At 65.5% G+C, this 16,665-nt stretch carries 10 protein-coding genes; 6 read left to right on the plus strand and 4 right to left on the minus strand.

The window, feature by feature from the left end:
• The first annotated feature begins 14 nt into the window (after window positions 1-14).
• Together KXR83_RS20720 and KXR83_RS20725 are read left to right on the plus strand one after the other, a co-directional pair.
• Window positions 15-5,933 carry an amino acid adenylation domain-containing protein gene (locus KXR83_RS20720; RefSeq protein WP_437426442.1) on the plus strand — a complete coding sequence of 1,973 codons (5,919 nt, stop codon included), beginning with the start codon at window positions 15-17 and terminating at the stop codon, window positions 5,931-5,933.
• Window positions 5,930-10,489, plus strand: coding sequence for an amino acid adenylation domain-containing protein (locus tag KXR83_RS20725; protein ID WP_437426443.1), 4,560 nt, complete (start codon window positions 5,930-5,932; stop codon window positions 10,487-10,489). Before KXR83_RS20720 ends, KXR83_RS20725 begins: the two co-directional genes overlap by 4 nt.
• A gap of 32 nt (window positions 10,490-10,521) precedes the next feature.
• On the opposite strand, the gene KXR83_RS20730 is transcribed toward KXR83_RS20725, so the two are convergent.
• The 3 genes from KXR83_RS20730 to KXR83_RS20740 all read right to left on the minus strand — a co-directional run bounded on the left by KXR83_RS20730 (window position 10,522) and on the right by KXR83_RS20740 (window position 13,588).
• Entirely contained in the window at window positions 10,522-11,814 is a 1,293-nt protein-coding gene (locus KXR83_RS20730) for a SagB family peptide dehydrogenase (RefSeq protein ID WP_437426444.1), read from the minus strand.
• Between the two features lie 68 nt (window positions 11,815-11,882).
• Complete coding sequence (locus KXR83_RS20735; RefSeq protein WP_437426445.1) at window positions 11,883-12,866, minus strand: ABC transporter substrate-binding protein; 984 nt, start codon at window positions 12,864-12,866, stop codon at window positions 11,883-11,885.
• Window positions 12,867-12,886: 20 nt separating this feature from the next.
• Entirely contained in the window at window positions 12,887-13,588 is a 702-nt protein-coding gene (locus KXR83_RS20740) for a siderophore-interacting protein (RefSeq protein ID WP_437426446.1), read from the minus strand.
• 56 nt (window positions 13,589-13,644) lie between these two features.
• Here KXR83_RS20740 and KXR83_RS20745 point away from each other — a divergent pair, with 56 nt between their 5' ends.
• Both KXR83_RS20745 and KXR83_RS20750 read left to right on the plus strand, forming a co-directional pair.
• Entirely contained in the window at window positions 13,645-13,809 is a 165-nt protein-coding gene (locus KXR83_RS20745) for a hypothetical protein (RefSeq protein WP_156045404.1), read from the plus strand.
• Window positions 13,810-13,990: 181 nt separating this feature from the next.
• A complete protein-coding gene (locus tag KXR83_RS20750) occupies window positions 13,991-14,428 on the plus strand; it encodes a MarR family winged helix-turn-helix transcriptional regulator (RefSeq protein ID WP_023955497.1) in 438 nt (145 codons plus the stop codon).
• Between the two features lie 10 nt (window positions 14,429-14,438).
• Here KXR83_RS20750 and KXR83_RS20755 read toward each other — a convergent pair whose 3' ends face one another.
• Window positions 14,439-15,239, minus strand: a complete 801-nt coding sequence (locus KXR83_RS20755; RefSeq protein ID WP_437426447.1) for an exodeoxyribonuclease III — start codon at window positions 15,237-15,239, stop codon at window positions 14,439-14,441.
• 77 nt (window positions 15,240-15,316) lie between these two features.
• On the opposite strand from KXR83_RS20755, the gene KXR83_RS20760 reads away from it, so the two are divergent.
• Both KXR83_RS20760 and KXR83_RS20765 read left to right on the plus strand, forming a co-directional pair.
• Entirely contained in the window at window positions 15,317-15,451 is a 135-nt protein-coding gene (locus tag KXR83_RS20760; RefSeq protein WP_023955493.1) for a hypothetical protein, read from the plus strand.
• Between the two features lies 1 nt (window position 15,452).
• On the plus strand, window positions 15,453-16,634 hold the full coding sequence (locus tag KXR83_RS20765; protein WP_437426448.1) for a N(5)-(carboxyethyl)ornithine synthase: 1,182 nt from the start codon (window positions 15,453-15,455) through the stop codon (window positions 16,632-16,634).
• Window positions 16,635-16,665: the final 31 nt, after the last annotated feature.

Here is a 16,665-nt window from a genome sequence, read left to right on the forward strand (position 1 = left end):
GCTAGGGGCGTTCCATGCCAGAAGACCTGATAGCCCGCCGCAAAGAACTGCTCCGCCGAAAGCTCGTCGACAGCGGCCTCGCATCCGACGTCACCGCTCCGGTTCGCACTCGATCGGCCGGCGAGCGCTCGCCGCTGTCGGTGGGACAGGAGCGGCTGTGGTTCCTACAGACCCGCGACCCTGATGACACCACCCTCAATGTCTGTGTGGCATACCGGTTGTCGGGCCGCCTGGACGTCGGTCGGCTACGCGCGGCGCTCTCCGACGTGGTCGGACGCCACGAGATCCTGCGCACCTCCTACGGCGTGGGCGACGATGGGGTCCCGTACCAGTCGGCTGCCGAGCACGTCGAGGTGCCTTGGAGTGAACACGACCTGACCGATCTTGCCGAGCAGAGTCGCTCTCGCCGTCTCGAGGTACTCGCCCGACGTGAGTTCGGACGGCCGTTCGACCTCGCCCGGGACGTGCTGATGCGGGCGACACTGGTCCGAACCGGCCGCGACGAGTGGGTGTTCATCTTTGTCGTCCACCACATCTGCTGGGACGACGACTCGTGGGCGGTCTTCTTCGACGACCTGAATGCGGCCTACGGCGGGCGCTCCGCACCCCGGGCGCCGACCCAGTTCCTCGACGTGGCAACCGATCCTGCCGCCCTCGACGTGGACGACCCAGCGATCGCGTACTGGCGCGAATTGCTCAGCCCGGCTCCGGAATGGCTGGAACTTCCGGCGGAGACACCCGGTGTCGCGTCCAAGAACGCAGGGCGCGCTTCCAGGTCGATGCCCTCGGATGTGATGGAGGCGGTGAACGAGCTCGCTCGCGCGGCCTCGACAACACCCTTCACAGTGCTGTTGGCAGCCTTCGGGACATTGATCCACCGGTACACCGGTGCGACGGACTTCTTGGTGGCCGTACCCATCACCGACCGCCGGAAGTCTGGCGCCGACAGGGCGATCGGGTACTTCGGCAACACGGTGCTGGTGCGGACGACCATCAACCCCCGGGCCCCCTTCGCCGACCTCATCGCAGCCACTCGAGACAACGCTCTCGGTGCCTTCGGTCACCAGCATGTCGGCATCGACCGGGTGGTGCGCGAGCTGAACCCGGAGCGGTCTGGTGGCGACGGGCTCGAACAGATTGTCCGACTGAGTTTTTCCACGCGCAAGAGTGCGGTCGGGTTCGCGCTCGACGGCGTGACGGCCGAACAGCTCGACCTTGCCGCTTCGGTGACCCAGATGCCTCTCGGGCTGACGGTGGTGCGCGATGACGACGGCGCATCTGTGGAAGCCGAGTACTTCACGGATGTGCTCGACCACGCAGTCGTCGACGACATGCTGGCCGCCTACGTGCGGTTGCTCCACGAGGCTGTCGCGTCGCCCGGCACACCAATCGTCGACCTCGACATCCTGGGGGAGCGGCGAGCAGAACTCATCGAGCGTTCGCACGGTGATCAGGTCTCCGCGATACCCGCCACGCTGCCGGAGATGTTCGAGAGTCGGGTCAGGGCACATCCGGACCATCCCGCGATCATCGACGACAACCACACCCTCACCTACGCCGATCTCAACGCCCGGTCCAACCGTCTGGCCCGCTGGTTCATCTCACGCGACATCGGACCCGAAGACCTTGTGGCACTGAGTCTGGCCGCGTCGGTCGAGTTCGTCGTGGCGGCGGTCGCCGTGCTCAAGGCGGGCGCCGCGTACCTGCCGATAGATCCGTCCTACCCGCAGGACCGGATCGACTTCCTCGTCGACGACGCCAGGCCGCGAATCGTGTTGTCCCAGGCTGATCTGGCCGCTGCTGAGCGGGCGGCCGAGGCTCTGTCCGTCGTCGACCCAGTGGACGCGGACCGAATCCGTCCTCTGCTCCCGGCTGGTCTGGCGTACGTCATCTACACCTCCGGTTCCACCGGCCGGCCCAAAGGTGTGCCGGTGCCCCATGCCGCGATCGCGGACCATCTCGCCGGCTTCCATGCCCAATTCGGGATGACCGCCGAGGACCGGCTGGTTCAGACATCGTCGGTCAGCTTCGATGCCTCGCTGTTCGAGGTGTTCTGCACGCTCACCCTGGGGGCCACGCTGGTGATCCCCAAACCCGATGGGTTGCAAGATATCCCGTACATGGCAGACCTGTTGGTGCGCCAGGGCGTCACCGTCATGCACATGGTTCCCTCCATGCTGGGGATGTTCCTGTTGCTGCCCGGGGTCAACGAGTGGACAACGCTGCGCCAGATCCCCGTCGGTGGCGAAGCACTGCCCGGTGAGATCGCAGACAAGTTCGGCACGGTGTTCGACGCCCAGTTGCGCAACAACTACGGCCCCACCGAAGCCGTTGTCGCGGCCACCCACTACCCGGTCGACGGACCCCAGGGTGTCCGGATCGTGCCGATCGGTGTGCCGAACCGCAACGTGACGGTGTACATCCTCGACCCCGCGCTGCACCTCGTGCCGACCGGAGTGGTCGGCGAGATCTACATCGGCGGAGAGCAACTCGCGCGTGGATACCTCGGCCGTCCGGCACTGACCGCCGAGAGGTTCGTCGCCGATCCGATGTCGCCGGGTGGCCGGTTGTACCGGACGGGCGACCTCGCGCGCTGGAACGTCGACGGCGACATCGAGTTCGTCGGCCGGATCGATGAGCAGGTGAAGATTCGCGGCTTCCGGATCGAACTCGGCGAGGTCGAGTCGGCGCTCGCCGGCCACCCTGCGGTTGCCCGGGCCTTGGTCATCGTCACCGACGATCCACGTATGGGCGCCTCGCTGGCGGCTTACCTTGTCGCCGAACGTGATCAGACCATCGAGATCGGAGCCGTCCGGGACCACGCTGCTTCGGTGTTGCCGGAATACATGGTGCCGAGCGGCTTTGCCCTGATCGACGAGATACCCCTCACCGCACACGGGAAACTCGATCGCCGAGCGCTTCCGGAACCGGTGAGCAGCCGGCCTACCGAGTCACGTGCACCCACCACCCCGACCGAGATCCGTGTTGCCGCACTGTTCGCGTCCCTGTTCGGTCGCGATGACATCGGCGCAGATGACTCCTTCTTCGAACTCGGCGGGCACTCGTTGCTGGCGGCGCGCTTGGTCACGCAGATCCGGACCGAGTTCGGAGTGGACATCGACGTCCGGGCACCGTTCGACACGCCCACCGTTGCCGGCTTGGCAACGTGGCTGGTGGCCCAGGTGCGCAGCGAGTTCGGCATCGACCTCGACGCGCATGACGATGACGACGGCGGGGACTGGGATCTCGGCAGCAGTTCGATCGGGGAGGCTGCGGCGCAAACTCTGACCGGGGCACCGCGACGGCCCGCGATCTCTGCTCACACCGAGGCGCCAGAAAACGTGCCCCTGTCGTACTCACAGCTCGCGATGTGGTTCGCCCGTAGCTTCGAAGGACCGAGTGCGGTCGGGAACATCCCGATGGCGGTGCGGATCGATGGTCCGCTTGATGTGCCTGCCCTGACCGACGCACTGGGCGACGTGATCGCTCGCCACTCGGCTCTGCGGACAACGTTTGTCGAGCGAGAAGGTGTGCCGTATCAGGTTGTCGGACCCGTCGAGCCCGCAGTGTTGCCACTCACGGTGGTGAACGGTACGTCGATTGCCGAGAAGGAAGCGCAGCTGAGCGCCGAACTCGACCGGGTGGCCGGCCACACTTTTGCGATCGAATCCGAACGGCTGATCCGTACGGAGCTGTTCTCACTGGGCGAGAACTCGCATGTGCTGTCGATCTTGGTGCATCACATGGTGATCGACCACTGGTCGTTCACTGTGCTGCTGGCCGACGTGGTCACCGCCTACCGCCACCGCCTCGACCATCGGTCGGCGCCGCCCTGGCTGCCTCTGCCGATCCAGTACAGCGATTACGCGTTGTGGCAACGCGACCTCTTCGAGCCAGGCGCGGTGGCGCACGACGTGGGTGATGCGCAGCTCGAGTACTGGCGGTCGACGTTGGCGGGCATTCCCGACCACATCACCGTCGCAGCGGACCGTCCCCGGCCCGCGGTGCTCGGAAAGACCGGCGAGATCGTGACTTTCGCGGTGCCCGCAGATCTGCGCGCGAAGTTGCGTGCGGTGGCCGATCGCGTCGGCGTCAGCGAGTTCATGTTGCTGAACTCTGCGGTGGCGACCCTGCTGCACAAATTGGGCGGTGGCGACGACATCACCATCGGTACGCCGGTCGCCGGCCGGACCGACGAGGCCACGGCCGACATCGTCGGGCTGTTCGCGAACATGGTGGTGTTACGCAACGACTTCAGCGGCGACCCGACCCTGCACGACGTCCTCGTCCGCGGGAGGGATGCAGCGCTGGGAGCGTACGCCAACCAGGACGTGCCCATCGAGCGCCTCGTCGAAGCGCTCAACCCGCGCCGCACCCGGTCGCGTAATCCACTGTTCCAGGTAATGATGCACTTTCGGGATGAGCACAGTCGAGATGAGCACGGCCGCGAAGAGAGCAGTGGCTCCGGCGCATCGGCACTGACCGACGGCACCACGATCTCGTTGCTGCCGGTGGACTTCGAGACATCGTTCCTCGACCTGAACATCATCTTCGCCTCGCAGGCCGACGGCGGTCTGGCCGCACGTCTCGTGGCGTCGACGGATCTCTACGACCGCGACACCGCCGAAGAGATGGCCCGCCGAATGGTCGTCATGCTCGAGCACTTTGCCCACCACGTGGACACCCCGGTGGAGAAGGCGGATGTGCTTCTTGCCGACGAGCGCCACCGCCTGCTCGACCAGTGGTGCGATGGAGGACCGCTTGATGTCGAGGCCTTCCGGGCCAGGATGAATGCCCTCCCTGCCGACAGCGACACTGTTGCGATCCGGCGGGGCGACGATGTCCTCGACTACCGTTCGCTCGCCGATGATCTGGCGCGCAACGACTCAAGTGGCCCTCTGTCCGATGTCGTCTCGGTTGTGCGCAGTGCGCTGCACGGACATCCGTGTCATCTTCCGGTTCCGAGCACCGACGCCATTCGGTTGATCGCTGTTCGGTCCGGCGACCCGGTGATGGTCTCGGAACTTCTCGCCGGATTGTCGGACGGAGCGACCGTGGTGCTGGCCACCGACTCCGAACGCACCGATCCGGCCGCCCTGGCCGCTGCGGTCGCCGGGCAGTCGGCGCAGAGGGTGGTCGCCTCACCGGACATGCTCGGCATGCTCCCGCACTCGGGGGTGTCGATGATGCCGTCGGTGCGGACTTGGGTGGCTGCCTCGGTCAGCACCCAACCATCTCTGGGCGAGACGCTCGGGTCCCTGTCTGCTGGCTCGGTTGCTGAGTATCGTTACACGGCAGGGGATCTCGACGCCGTCCTGGTGACGGGCGAACTGTCCGGTCCCCACTCCGGACGTCCGGTCCCAGGCTCGAAGGTACTGGTGCTGGGCGCACAACTCGACCCGGTTCCGCGGGGGGTGGTGGGCGACGTCCACGTCCAGGTGGCGGGGTCGGAACTCGTGCGCACCGGTGACAAGGCGAGGTGGGACCGCACCGGTTCGCTTGTCTTCCAGATGCAGTCCGAGGCCACGGTGGCCGGTGGGGTCGTGGGCGTCGCCGGCGGTGGCGAACAGCCGCAGACCGACACCGAGCGCGCGATCTGCGATGTACTCGCGGAGTTACTCGAGATCGACGGAGTGGGTCGCGATGACAACTTCTTTGCACTAGGTGGCGACAGCGTCATCTCCATCCAGCTCGCCGGAAAGCTTGCAGCGGAGAACATCCCGCTCACGCCGCAGATGATCTTCGATCACCACACGATCGCCGAAGTGGCCGCCGCGGTCGATGAGGCCCGTGCCGCAGTTCCCGGACCGGACGAGGACCCCGTGGTCGGCCGGCCCGAGGCCTCCGCACCGACCCATGCGCCGATGTCTGTCTCCGGGTTGAGTGACGACGCTCTGGCAGCCCTCACCGCCTCGTGGAAACCGGGTTCATGACCGAGGACGTGGTCAACCGCTCCGCACCCGCCATCGAGGACGTTCTGGCACTGAGTCCCCTTCAGGAGGGCCTGTTCTCGCTCGCCGAGATCGCGGGCGACGACCTGGATCTGTACACGATGCAATTCATCGTCGACATCAGCGGCGATGTGGACACTGAGTTGTTGCGCAGAAGCGTCGAGGTGATCCTCGAGCGCCACCCGAACCTGCGGGTCTCCTTCTGGGACCGCGACATCCCGAAACCCGTACAAATCGTTCCCACCTGGGTCGAACTGCCGTGGACCGAGCGTTCCGCGACCCCGGACGAGTTCGATTCCATCGCCGGATCCGAGCGGCGACGAAAGTTCGACCTGTCCCAGGGCCCCGCACTGCGTGTGGTGCTGGTGAACATGCCCGACGACCGCCGGCGACTGCTGATCACCGCGCACCACATCTTGATGGACGGATGGGCCGTCGCGATCTTCTTCCAGGAGATGCTGGCTGTGTACGAGGCGGGCGGCGATGGCCGGTCATTGCCTCTGCCGCGTCCATACCGCGACTACATCGGCTGGCTGGCAGCCCAGGACGATGACTCAGCGTTGGCGAGTTGGGTCGACTACCTCGCGCCGTTGCGTGGTCCGCTGATGCTGGCCGAAGGCCGAGGGGCCCAGCCGGATTCGGTCCCGCGGCGCACGAGAGTCCAGCTGGACCGGTCCGACACCACCAGGCTGACTTCGTGGGCGCGGACCCAAGGACTGACGGTGAACACCGTTGTCCAATACGCCTGGGCAGTGGTGTTGGGACGGCTGACCGATCGGCGTGATGTGGTGTTCGGCACCACCATCTCGGGCCGACCGGACTCCCTGCCCGGCGTCGAGGGCATGATCGGTCTGTTCATCAACACTGTTCCCTCTGTGGTCGTCTTCGAACCCGGCACATCGGTGGCGGAAAGTCTTGCGACACTGCAGCGAGACTCTGCGCGGATGCGTGATCTCGGCTATCTCGGTCTGTCTGCGGTGCAGCGTGCCGCGGGGCACGGCAGTCTCTTCGACACCCTGTTCGTCTTCGAGAACGCCCCGATCGGTGCGGTGACCGACCCTCTCAGCACCAGCGATGGGACGCGGTTTCTGCCCGTGGCGATGGAGAGCCTCGCGCACTACCCTCTGACCATCGCTGCGTACCTGCAGAACGGTTCCCTGGTGGTGATGGCCGAGGCCATCGACGAGGCCCTTCCGCATCTGTCCGCCGCAGACATCGCCGAGCGGATCCTGCACGTCCTCAGGCAGATTCCCGATTCCGGATCTGCCGGCCCCCACACGCTCGACGTGCTCCTACCCACCGAGCGCACTGCCGTGCAACGCAGTACCGCTGTCGATGACGTGCCCACCGGCACCATCGCTGCCGCGTTCCTCCGCCAGGCCGCGGTGACCCCAGACGCGACCGCACTCACCACCACGACCGCCACGTTCACCTATGCCGAATTACGCGACCGCGCACTGCGTGTGGCCCAGGAACTCGGCCACCGCGGGGTCGGTCCGGAAGACGTGGTCGCGATCGCGCTGGAGCGGTCGGCCGATTCGGTGATCTCGATTCTCGGTGTGCTGGCGGCGGGTGCGGCATACGTCCCCGTGGATGTCTCGTTGCCGGCGGCGCGGATCGGATCGATTCTGCGACAGTCGAATTCCACTTTCGTGATCACCACGTCGGCTGTGATACCTGCGGAGCTCCCGAACGGTGCCGCAACCGTACTGCGACTCGACGACCCGGCGGTCATCGATTCGATCGCACGCCGAGAACCCGTGCCGCCGTCGGTGCCGGGCGAGGCAGATCTCAGCGCGTACCTCATCTTCACCTCCGGTTCGACCGGTGAACCCAAAGGTGTCATCGGTACCAATGGCGCCGTGCTGAGCTACTTTGCCGACCACCGGGACCGGGTGTACGCGCCCGCGAAGAATCGCCTCGGCCGCCCGTTGCGCATCGCTCACGCGTGGTCGCTCAGTTTCGACGCGTCGTGGCAACCACTGGTCGGTCTGCTCGACGGGCACAGCGTCCACCTGTTCGACTCCGAGGACATGCGTGATGCCGACGCTCTGGTCGAGGGGATCATCACGCACGGAATCGACATGATCGACACATCCCCGTCGATGTTCGGGCAACTCTGGGGTGCCGGGTTGATTCCGGCGAACAGTAGACGCACACCGCTGTCTGTGCTGGCGCTCGGCGGCGAAGCCATCAGCGCGGCACTGTGGAAACAGTTGCAAGAGTTCGACGATCTGGACGTCTACAACTGCTATGGACCCACCGAGACCACTGTCGAAGCCGTGGTCGCAACGGTCAAGGAATCACCCACCCCCACGGTCGGTCAGGCCGTGGACCGCATGACGGCGCACGTTCTGGATTCCGCTCTGCGGCCCGTGCCGCGTGGTGTGGCAGGGGAGCTGTATCTCGCCGGCGATCAGGTCACCCGCGGTTACGCAGCGCAGCCCGGGATGACCGCCGGTCGGTTTGTCGCCGACCCCACCGGTGCCGGCGACAGGATGTATCGAACCGGGGACCTGGTCCGGCACCTGCCCGACGGCAAGCTGACCTTTCTCGGCCGCGCTGACAGTCAGGTGAAGATCCGGGGATATCGCATCGAGATCGGCGAGATCGAGAGTGCTTTGCGCGGCGTGCCGGGTGTGAAAACGGCTGCGGTGGTGGTGCTTCGACGCGCGGCCGGGGCCACGCTGGTCGGCATTGTTGTGGGGACGTCCGTCTCGGATCAACAGATTCGTGCGTTCCTCGCCGAACGCCTGCCCACCCATATGCTTCCCGCCCGAGTGCTGACGCTCGAGTCCTTGCCGATGACATCAAACGGCAAGCTGGACAACGACATCCTGACGAGTTTGGCCCGAGATGCTCTCGCGGCCAGGACAGGCGCCGATGCGCTGCCGACGACGGACACCGAGCGAGCCTTGTGCACGGCGTTCGCCGAACTGATCGGTGGGCCCCCACCAGGCGTCGACGAGGACTTCTTCGATCTCGGGTTGGACAGCATCGTCGCCATGTCGCTGGTGAACGCGCTCAGACGGTTCGGCGTGCACGTCAGTCCGCGAGCGGTTCTCGAGAACCCCTCGGTGCGCTCTCTTGCCGCGGCCATCGATGCTGGTGAGGTGGCAGTGGTCGACGGCGACGGTGAGCACGACGGTCCCGGCGAGGTGGTTGCACTGCCGATCGTCCGCTGGATGTACGACTACGGCCGTTTCCGCCGGTTCACCCAGACGACCCTGATCGCGTTGCCCGAGGGTGTGACGGACGGCGACGTGCAGTCGGTGCTGCAAGCGCTGCTCGACCGTCACGACATGCTGCGGTCGAAGCTGTACTCCGATCCGTCTGGCCACCGGCTCGTGACGCGAGAGATCGGATCGGTGAGCGGGGCGGACATCATCGACACGGTTGTGGTCGGCGAGGACCTGGGCCGTGCAGTCGAGGACGCCGCCCGGATCGCAGCGGGACGGATCGACCCCGAGGCCGGCGCCATGATGGCCGCTGTTCGATTGCAGAACCCGGTCGGTGGCGACGTGTTGCTCCTCGCCATCCACCATCTGGCGACAGATGCGGTGTCCTGGCAGATACTCTTCGGCGATCTCGCCGAGTGCGGACGCATGCTGAGCGAAGGATCGGTGCCCGTTCTGGGACGTGTGTCCACCTCCTATCGTCGCTGGACGCACTTGCTCACCGAGCGGAGCGGATCCGAGGACGTTCTTGCGCAGCAGGACTATTGGATCGGTCAACTCGCGGGGCCCGATCCGGAGATCGGGGAGCGGGTGCCCGATCCGGCCGTCGACGACTGGTCGTCCCTGCAGACCACCGACGCACACACCACCACCGAGATCACCGGCCGTGTGCTGGCGAAACTGGCGGGTGAGGACGCCGGGATGCGCGAGTTCCTGCTGACTGCCCTCACCATTGCCGTGACGACGTGGCGAACCGTCAATGGGCAGGACAACACCGGCGGTGCTTTGATCGCCCTCGAGGGACACGGCCGCGAAGACGGCGTGGTGGCAGGCGAAGTGGACACCTCCGAGACCGTCGGGTGGTTCACCAGCGTCTTCCCGGTCCGGCTCGGTGCGGGCAATCCGGTTGACCTCGACGCGGTCACACGCGCACCGGAAGTTGCAGTTGCCCTGTTGGATTCGGTCACCTCGCATGTCAACGCCATCCCGCGTCGCGGGATCGATTATGGCTTGCTGCGCCATGTCGAGCGGGTTCCGGGACTCGTGGATCTTGCCGACCCGCAGATCGAGTTCAACTATCTTGGCCGGTTCGATCTGAGTTCGGCCGGAGCGACGGACAACCCCCGACCGTGGTCGGCCATCACCGACCTCGAACTTAACGGCCATCTGCCCACCGCTCCAGAACCCGAGCTGCCGCTCCGGTACGCACTGGACGTGGTCGCAGTGGTCCGGGGCACGGCCGAGGGGCCGCAATTGGTCACCAGCCTGCGCTGGAGTGAGTCGCTGATGAACGCCAGGCAAGCCGACGATCTCGCCGGTATCTGGCAGCAGTCCGTGGCCGCGCTGGCCCGCACCCTCTGACGTCGACTCTCGGCCGCGACTGGGCTGGTTGCCTACCGACGCGGGGAGCCGAGAACCAGACTGCCCATGGCACATTCGGTCATCTCATCGACGCCGGCCAGTTCGGCGAATGCGGCAGTGTCGCAATAGCCCTGCGCCACCGAGCCCAGGCCCATGTCGGTGGCCACGAGCGACATCGTCTGGGTCAGGACCCCGACATGTTTGAGCATGACGGCGTAAGGAATCTGCTCGTAGGTCCACATCACCCGGCCTACGCGGGCGGCGAAGACGAACAGGATCTGCGGCAGCTGTCCGTCGGCGAGAGTCAGCGACGACGGGGTGAGCAGTCGGCTGATCGCCGGATGGTCGATGGCGGCCACCGGACGCAATGCGTGATCGAAGGCGTCGTAGTGGTACATCCCGGGAGCGAGTCCATGAACCTGTCGCACAACGGGATACACCTCCATCTCGTACAGACCCCCGCCCGACGGGAACGGCCGGGACGGGAACTCCTCGTCCCCGATCACCCGCAGCGTCCGGTTCCGTGCCGTGCGGAAGAGGAACTCTCCGAGTTGGTCGACGCTGGGCGGAGATTGAGCCACGAAGTCGCGGCACGAGGTACGGTCCTCGATCGCGGTGGTGAGTGAATCCCCGGCGACGCGCAGGCTGTCCAGGTCGGGGGCGGGCAGGGCGATCGGCTCGGTGGCATACGCGGTCTTGCGAGCGGGCAGTGGCGGGAACGTGCCGGCCGCCCATTTGGTCGGCCCGAAGCGTCCCCAGTCGCGGGTGCGCACACCGAACGTGCTCCGGCGATGGAACCACAATTCGTGCGGACCCCAACTGCGGGTGGCGAAGTCGTCGTGCTCGGATCGCGGGTCGGTGACAAAGCCCGCCCAGCCCAGGTCGTCGGCCAACCTCGACAGGGCATCGGCAGAGAGCTCTCCGGTGGCGGACAGCCCTCCAATGGCCGCGAGCACCCGTCCGTCGTGTATCTCGATGTCACACCACGACATCGGATGTTCTGCAACACAACGGTCGTCGATCCGATGGATCACGGCGAACTTCGACAGGGTGATCGGTACCCGGCCGGCCTCGGGGGCCGTTCGCGCCGGCGGAGGCGCAAACGGCAGCAGCGAGTACAGGTCCACTCCGCCCGACCGGACGGTGACCGTCAGCAGTCCTGCCGTCAGGAGACGATCGAGCAGAGGGCTGACACGGGTGTCGGCCGGGTCGAGGAGGGCGGGCTCTCGGCCCAGCGCTTTGAGCAGCCGGATCTGTTCGGGTGACAGCCCGGTGAGGCGCTGTTTGTCGGGCAACAACACCGCCACGCCGCCGGGGGCGGTCATGCAGGACGCTCCCGGCCGGAAGGCGTAGACGAACTGCAAGTCACCCACCGGAGGTGGGCTCGCCCCGGTCACTGGGCAGCGGCGTCGAATGCGGGCGTGATCTTGTCGAGGACGTACGGAAGTGACAGCGGCGAAGGTTGATTGATGCCGCTGATCTCGGCGACACTGAGCCACGACACGGCTTTGTCCTTGACCGAAGTCAGGTTCTTGTATCCCGGCAGACTTTCGAGGGCGCCCCGCATCTGCGGCGAATTGGCCGTCACCACCAGCAGATCCGAGTTCATCAGCGGCACGTTCTCGGTGGAGATCGGGAAACGCGGTTCACCGTTCTTCTTGAACGTGTCGAGCAAGCTGGGGGCCATCGCCATACCGAGTGACGAGAACAGGGTGGCCGCACCGTCATTGGGATCACCGAAGACCTGGATCTGGTCATTGGTGAACATGTACGCCAACGAGAAGGTCTTGCCGTTCAGCCCGGGATGGTCCTGCTTGATCTGGTCGACCTTGGCGTGGACACCGTCGATGATCTCCTTGGCCTTGTCGGGCTGGCGTAGCACGGTACCCATGAAGGTCACCATGTCTTCCCACGGATCGACCTGCTGGCCGGTGATCGACGGGATGGTGGGGGCGAGCTTGTTCAGCTTCTCGTAGGTCTCCTGCTGTTCGCCGAAGTTCGTCGACAGGATGAGCTGTGGATCGACGGCCGCGACCTGACTGGCGACGTCGCGAGCAGGGTCCACCGACTGCGACGAGGCAAGGCGTTCCCCCACCCACGGCGTGGGTTCCTTGGTCAGCAGTTCGACGTTGTCGAGGTAGGCCACCGGCGTCACACCGAACGCGAGGGCAACATCGGTCCACTGCGTACCGAGGGTGACAATCCGTTCCGGTGTGCCGTCGATGGTGACCTGGCCCATCGAGGTGTTCACCTGGATGGGACCGCCTGCGGAGTCGTCCTTTTCCTCGGGCGAACTGCAGGCGGAGATGAGCAGGATCAAGACGGCGAACACTGCGGTGAGGGCCGGGGCCCCGAGGCGGGTGAAGCGGGTGGACATCTGCACTCTTTCGCTGACGGTCATTTCCAGTAGGCCTGCGACTTGATCGCGGACTTGGGGATCTTGTGTATCGACTTGAGCGACTTGACGATGTCGCGCGTGGTGTGGAACTCGCAGGCAACCCATGCGTATGCCCCTGGGCCGCAACTCAACTCGCTTGCAGCCCTTCGCAGGGCCTGCCCCTTGTCTCCCCGGTCGAGCCACTGCACAGTTGTGCGGGGAGTGGAGCGCAGCGGTAGATCGCGATCCGAGTCGTGCTGGCACTCGAGCCAGACGCGCACCGGCACGTCGCCGACGACGTCGAGCAGCGAGTTGATCGCAGGCAGGGACGCGGGGTCACCGAAAAGGAGGTACTCGGCTGGGGGCGGTGTCGGGATCTCGAACTTCGAACCCATCACCGACGCGTCGATCTCGTCGCCGGCCCCCGCGGAGGTCGCCCAGTCCGATGCCGGGCCGGGGTGGAGCGCGAACTCGATGTCGAAGCGGTCGGCCGCCGGGTCGGGGTCGACGAGGGTGTATCCCCGTTGCTGCACCTTGTCACCGTTCGGGATCCACAGCCGGACCCACTGGGTCGGGTGACTCGGGTGGTGTTCCAGCAACCCCCCGGCTGCGAATCCGAGACGGATGTAGCGGTCGGTGATCTGCTGTTTGCCCGTCACCGTGAGTCGGTAGTCGTTCGCCCCGAACGCCTTGAGGGCCAAACCTGACAGTCCTCTGGTCATGGGGTGAGCTTAGCCTAAGCTCCCTATGGATCGTGTTGCCGTGTTGTAATGGGCAAATGCAGCCGCAAGACGACGATCCGACGCAGGAGATCCGGGCCGTCGAACCGGAATCAGGCGTCAACACGGCGACCGTTCTCGTGGCCGTGGGGGTCTCGGCCGTGGTCGCCGCCCTGATCGTGACCAGCGGCCTCGTCTTGATCCTCATCCTCCACACCCGGTGAGTCACCGTCAGTTGCACAGGCTGTGTCGCCCCGGTGACGAGTTTGTGTGAGGGGTGGTCGGATGCCGCCGATGACCGTCATGATGGTCACTGCGTCCATGGCGTCCTCCGATGGCGCCGAAGAGCTCAGTGAACGATGATCTCTCGAAGGCGCCGAGTACCGAACTGACAGGATCGAAGTCATGACTGGCCAGACCACCACCGCATCGTCGCTGTACCGCGATTTGACCAGGATCACCCGGGCACTGCGTCAGCGGACCGGCCAGCATTCGCAGCCGCTCAGTGCCTTGTCGGCGATGTGGGTCCTGATGGCCGCCGAGGCGCCGATTCGGCTCTCCGAACTGGCCGAACGTGAAAACGTCACGGTGCCAACGATGTCGCGGATCGTGACCGCTCTCGAACGGGACGGTCTGGTGGCCAGGACCGCCGATCCGGCCGACGGCCGGGCGAGTCTGCTCGCCCTCAGTGACGCCGGCAACGAACTGGTGAACGGTAGCCGATCGCGTCGTATCCAGGCTTTGGAGAAGGCACTCGATGGACTCGACTCCGCCGAGCGTGAAGTGCTGGGCCGCACCCTGCGCGTGGTCGCCGACGAGTTGGTGGAAGATCGCGACCAGTGACCCGCCCGTCCTAGCCGAGTTCGACGATCACGGGCGCGTGATCGCTGGCGCCCTTGCCCTTTCGTTCCTGACGGTCGATCTCGGCACCGGTCACCCGCGCGGACAACGCCGGTGAACAGAGTGCGAAGTCGATGCGCATCCCCTCTTTGCGTGGGAACCGTAACCGCGTGTAGTCCCAGTACGTGTAGACCCCCGGACCAGGTGTGTGGGGGCGCACCACATCGGAGAACCCGGCATCGACCACCGCACGGAACGCCTTGCGCTCGGGCTCGGATGTGTGTGTCTTGTCGGCGAAGAGCGCGGGGTCCCAGACATCGTCGTCGGTGGGGGCGATGTTCCAGTCGCCGGTGAGCGCGATCTGCGCCGCCGGGTCGTCGGTGAGCCATCCCGCCGCAGTATCACGCAGCGCAGCAAGCCATTCCAGCTTGTACGTGTAGTGGGGGTCGTCGAGGCTGCGGCCGTTGGGCACGTAGAGACTCCATACCTGCACCCCACCACACGTGGCACCGATGGCCCGGGCCTCGACCGCGGGATCCACGTCGGCGTCTTTGCTGAACCCCGGTTGGTTGTCGAATGCGGTGCGGATGTCGGTCAGCCCGACCCGCGACGCGATGGCCACGCCGTTCCACTGGTTGTATCCGATCGTGGCGAGGTCATATCCTGCCGCCGCGAACCCCATGGCGGGGAACTGGTCGTCGTTGCACTTGGTCTCCTGCATGGCCAGCACATCGATGTCGGCCCGTTCGAGCCAATCAACGACCCTTTCACTCCGGGCCCGGATGGAGTTGACGTTCCAGGTGGCGATACGCATGCCTCCGAGTTTTTCATACCGGAGGGGTAGGCTGGCGACACCGGGACCTATCAGGTTCTCAATCAAGGGATCGCCACATGGCCGACAAATCGCCCCGTCAAGGAATGTCAAAGAAATCCGGCAAGTCCCTCAAAGAAAAGCGTGCCATCAAGAAGGGCAAGACCGAGTCCGCCCCGGGCGAGACCATCTTCAGCGGCAACAAAAAGCGCTGACTTGCAAAATCTTTCGATCGGCATACTCGCTCACTCGGCAAAAGAAAACGAACGACGGCTACCGATTCATCCCCAGCACTTCCGCAAGATCGAGCCGGACGTGCGGAGTCGGATCTCGCTGGAGCACGGCTATGGCCGGCATTTCGGGGTGACCGATGCCGACCTGCGCCCGCTGGTCGGCAACATCGGCACCCGCGAACAGCTCATCGCCGACTGCGACGTGGTGTTGCTCCCCAAGGTCCAGGCCGCAGATCTGCTGGACATGCGTGTGGGACAAACGGTTTGGGGATGGCCGCACTGCGTGCAGGACGAGGCGCTCACGCAGGTGGCGATCGACCGGCGACTGACGCTGATCGCCTTCGAGGCGATGAACCACTGGACCGCCGAGGGTGGTTTCGCGCTGCACGTTTTCCACAAGAACAACGAACTGGCCGGATACAGCTCGGTACTGCACGCACTCGAATTGGCGGGCAAGACGGGTGACTACGGCCGCAGGCTCAAGGCGACCGTGATCGGGTTCGGCGCCACCGCGCGTGGCGCAGTGACCGCACTGAACGCCCACGGTGTCGACGACGTCACTGTGTTGACCAACCGTGACGTCGCGGCTGTCGGCTCACCCATCCACTCGACCCAGATCGTCCAGCTAGAGCACAACGAATCGGGCAAGCCCCAGGGCATGTGGGCGGAGTCGGCAGACGGCCGGGTTCCGGTGGCCGAGTTCCTCGCCGGCAACGACATCGTTGTCAACTGCGTCCTGCAGAACACCGACATGCCGTTGACGTTCCTGGACGAATCCGATCTGGCGGGCTTCGCGCCCGGCAGCATCATCGTCGACGTGTCCTGCGACGAGGGAATGGGCTTCAGCTGGGCGCGGCCGACCACCTTCACCGATCCTTCGTTCATGGTCGGCAACAACGTTCTGTACTACGCGGTCGACCACAGTCCGTCCTATCTGTGGGACTCGGCCACGTGGGAGATCAGTTCGGCGCTGCTGCCGCATCTCGAGACGATCCTGCAGGGGCCCGCAGCGTGGGACCGCGTCCCGACCGTGTTCCGGGCAATCGAGATCCGCGAGGGTGTTGTCAAGAATCCGAGCATTCTCTCGTTCCAGCACCGGTCCGCCGAATTCCCGCATGGGGTGGAAGCGGCCGAAAGACGAAACACGTACGAAAACTCACGCTAACGGTGCGGTTTCAGTCGCCGGATACCTTGCG

Origin of the sequence: Williamsia muralis, assembly GCF_051487485.1 — a bacterium.
GTDB classification, from domain to species: domain Bacteria; phylum Actinomycetota; class Actinomycetes; order Mycobacteriales; family Mycobacteriaceae; genus Williamsia; species Williamsia muralis_B.

Excerpts from the sequence above, each read along its gene's own strand:
- KXR83_RS20760 (WP_023955493.1), top strand. The coding sequence starts at position 15,317 with ATGGCCGACAAATCGCCCCGTCAAGGAATGTCAAAGAAATCCGGCAAG.
- KXR83_RS20725 (WP_437426443.1), top strand. The coding sequence starts at position 5,930 with ATGACCGAGGACGTGGTCAACCGCTCCGCACCCGCCATCGAGGACGTT.
- KXR83_RS20735 (WP_437426445.1), bottom strand. The coding sequence starts at position 12,866 with ATGTCCACCCGCTTCACCCGCCTCGGGGCCCCGGCCCTCACCGCAGTG.
- KXR83_RS20730 (WP_437426444.1), bottom strand. The coding sequence starts at position 11,814 with ATGACCGCCCCCGGCGGCGTGGCGGTGTTGTTGCCCGACAAACAGCGC.
- KXR83_RS20745 (WP_156045404.1), top strand. The coding sequence starts at position 13,645 with ATGCAGCCGCAAGACGACGATCCGACGCAGGAGATCCGGGCCGTCGAA.
- KXR83_RS20755 (WP_437426447.1), bottom strand. The coding sequence starts at position 15,239 with ATGCGTATCGCCACCTGGAACGTCAACTCCATCCGGGCCCGGAGTGAA.
- KXR83_RS20740 (WP_437426446.1), bottom strand. The coding sequence starts at position 13,588 with ATGACCAGAGGACTGTCAGGTTTGGCCCTCAAGGCGTTCGGGGCGAAC.
- KXR83_RS20720 (WP_437426442.1), top strand. The coding sequence starts at position 15 with ATGCCAGAAGACCTGATAGCCCGCCGCAAAGAACTGCTCCGCCGAAAG.
- KXR83_RS20750 (WP_023955497.1), top strand. The coding sequence starts at position 13,991 with ATGACTGGCCAGACCACCACCGCATCGTCGCTGTACCGCGATTTGACC.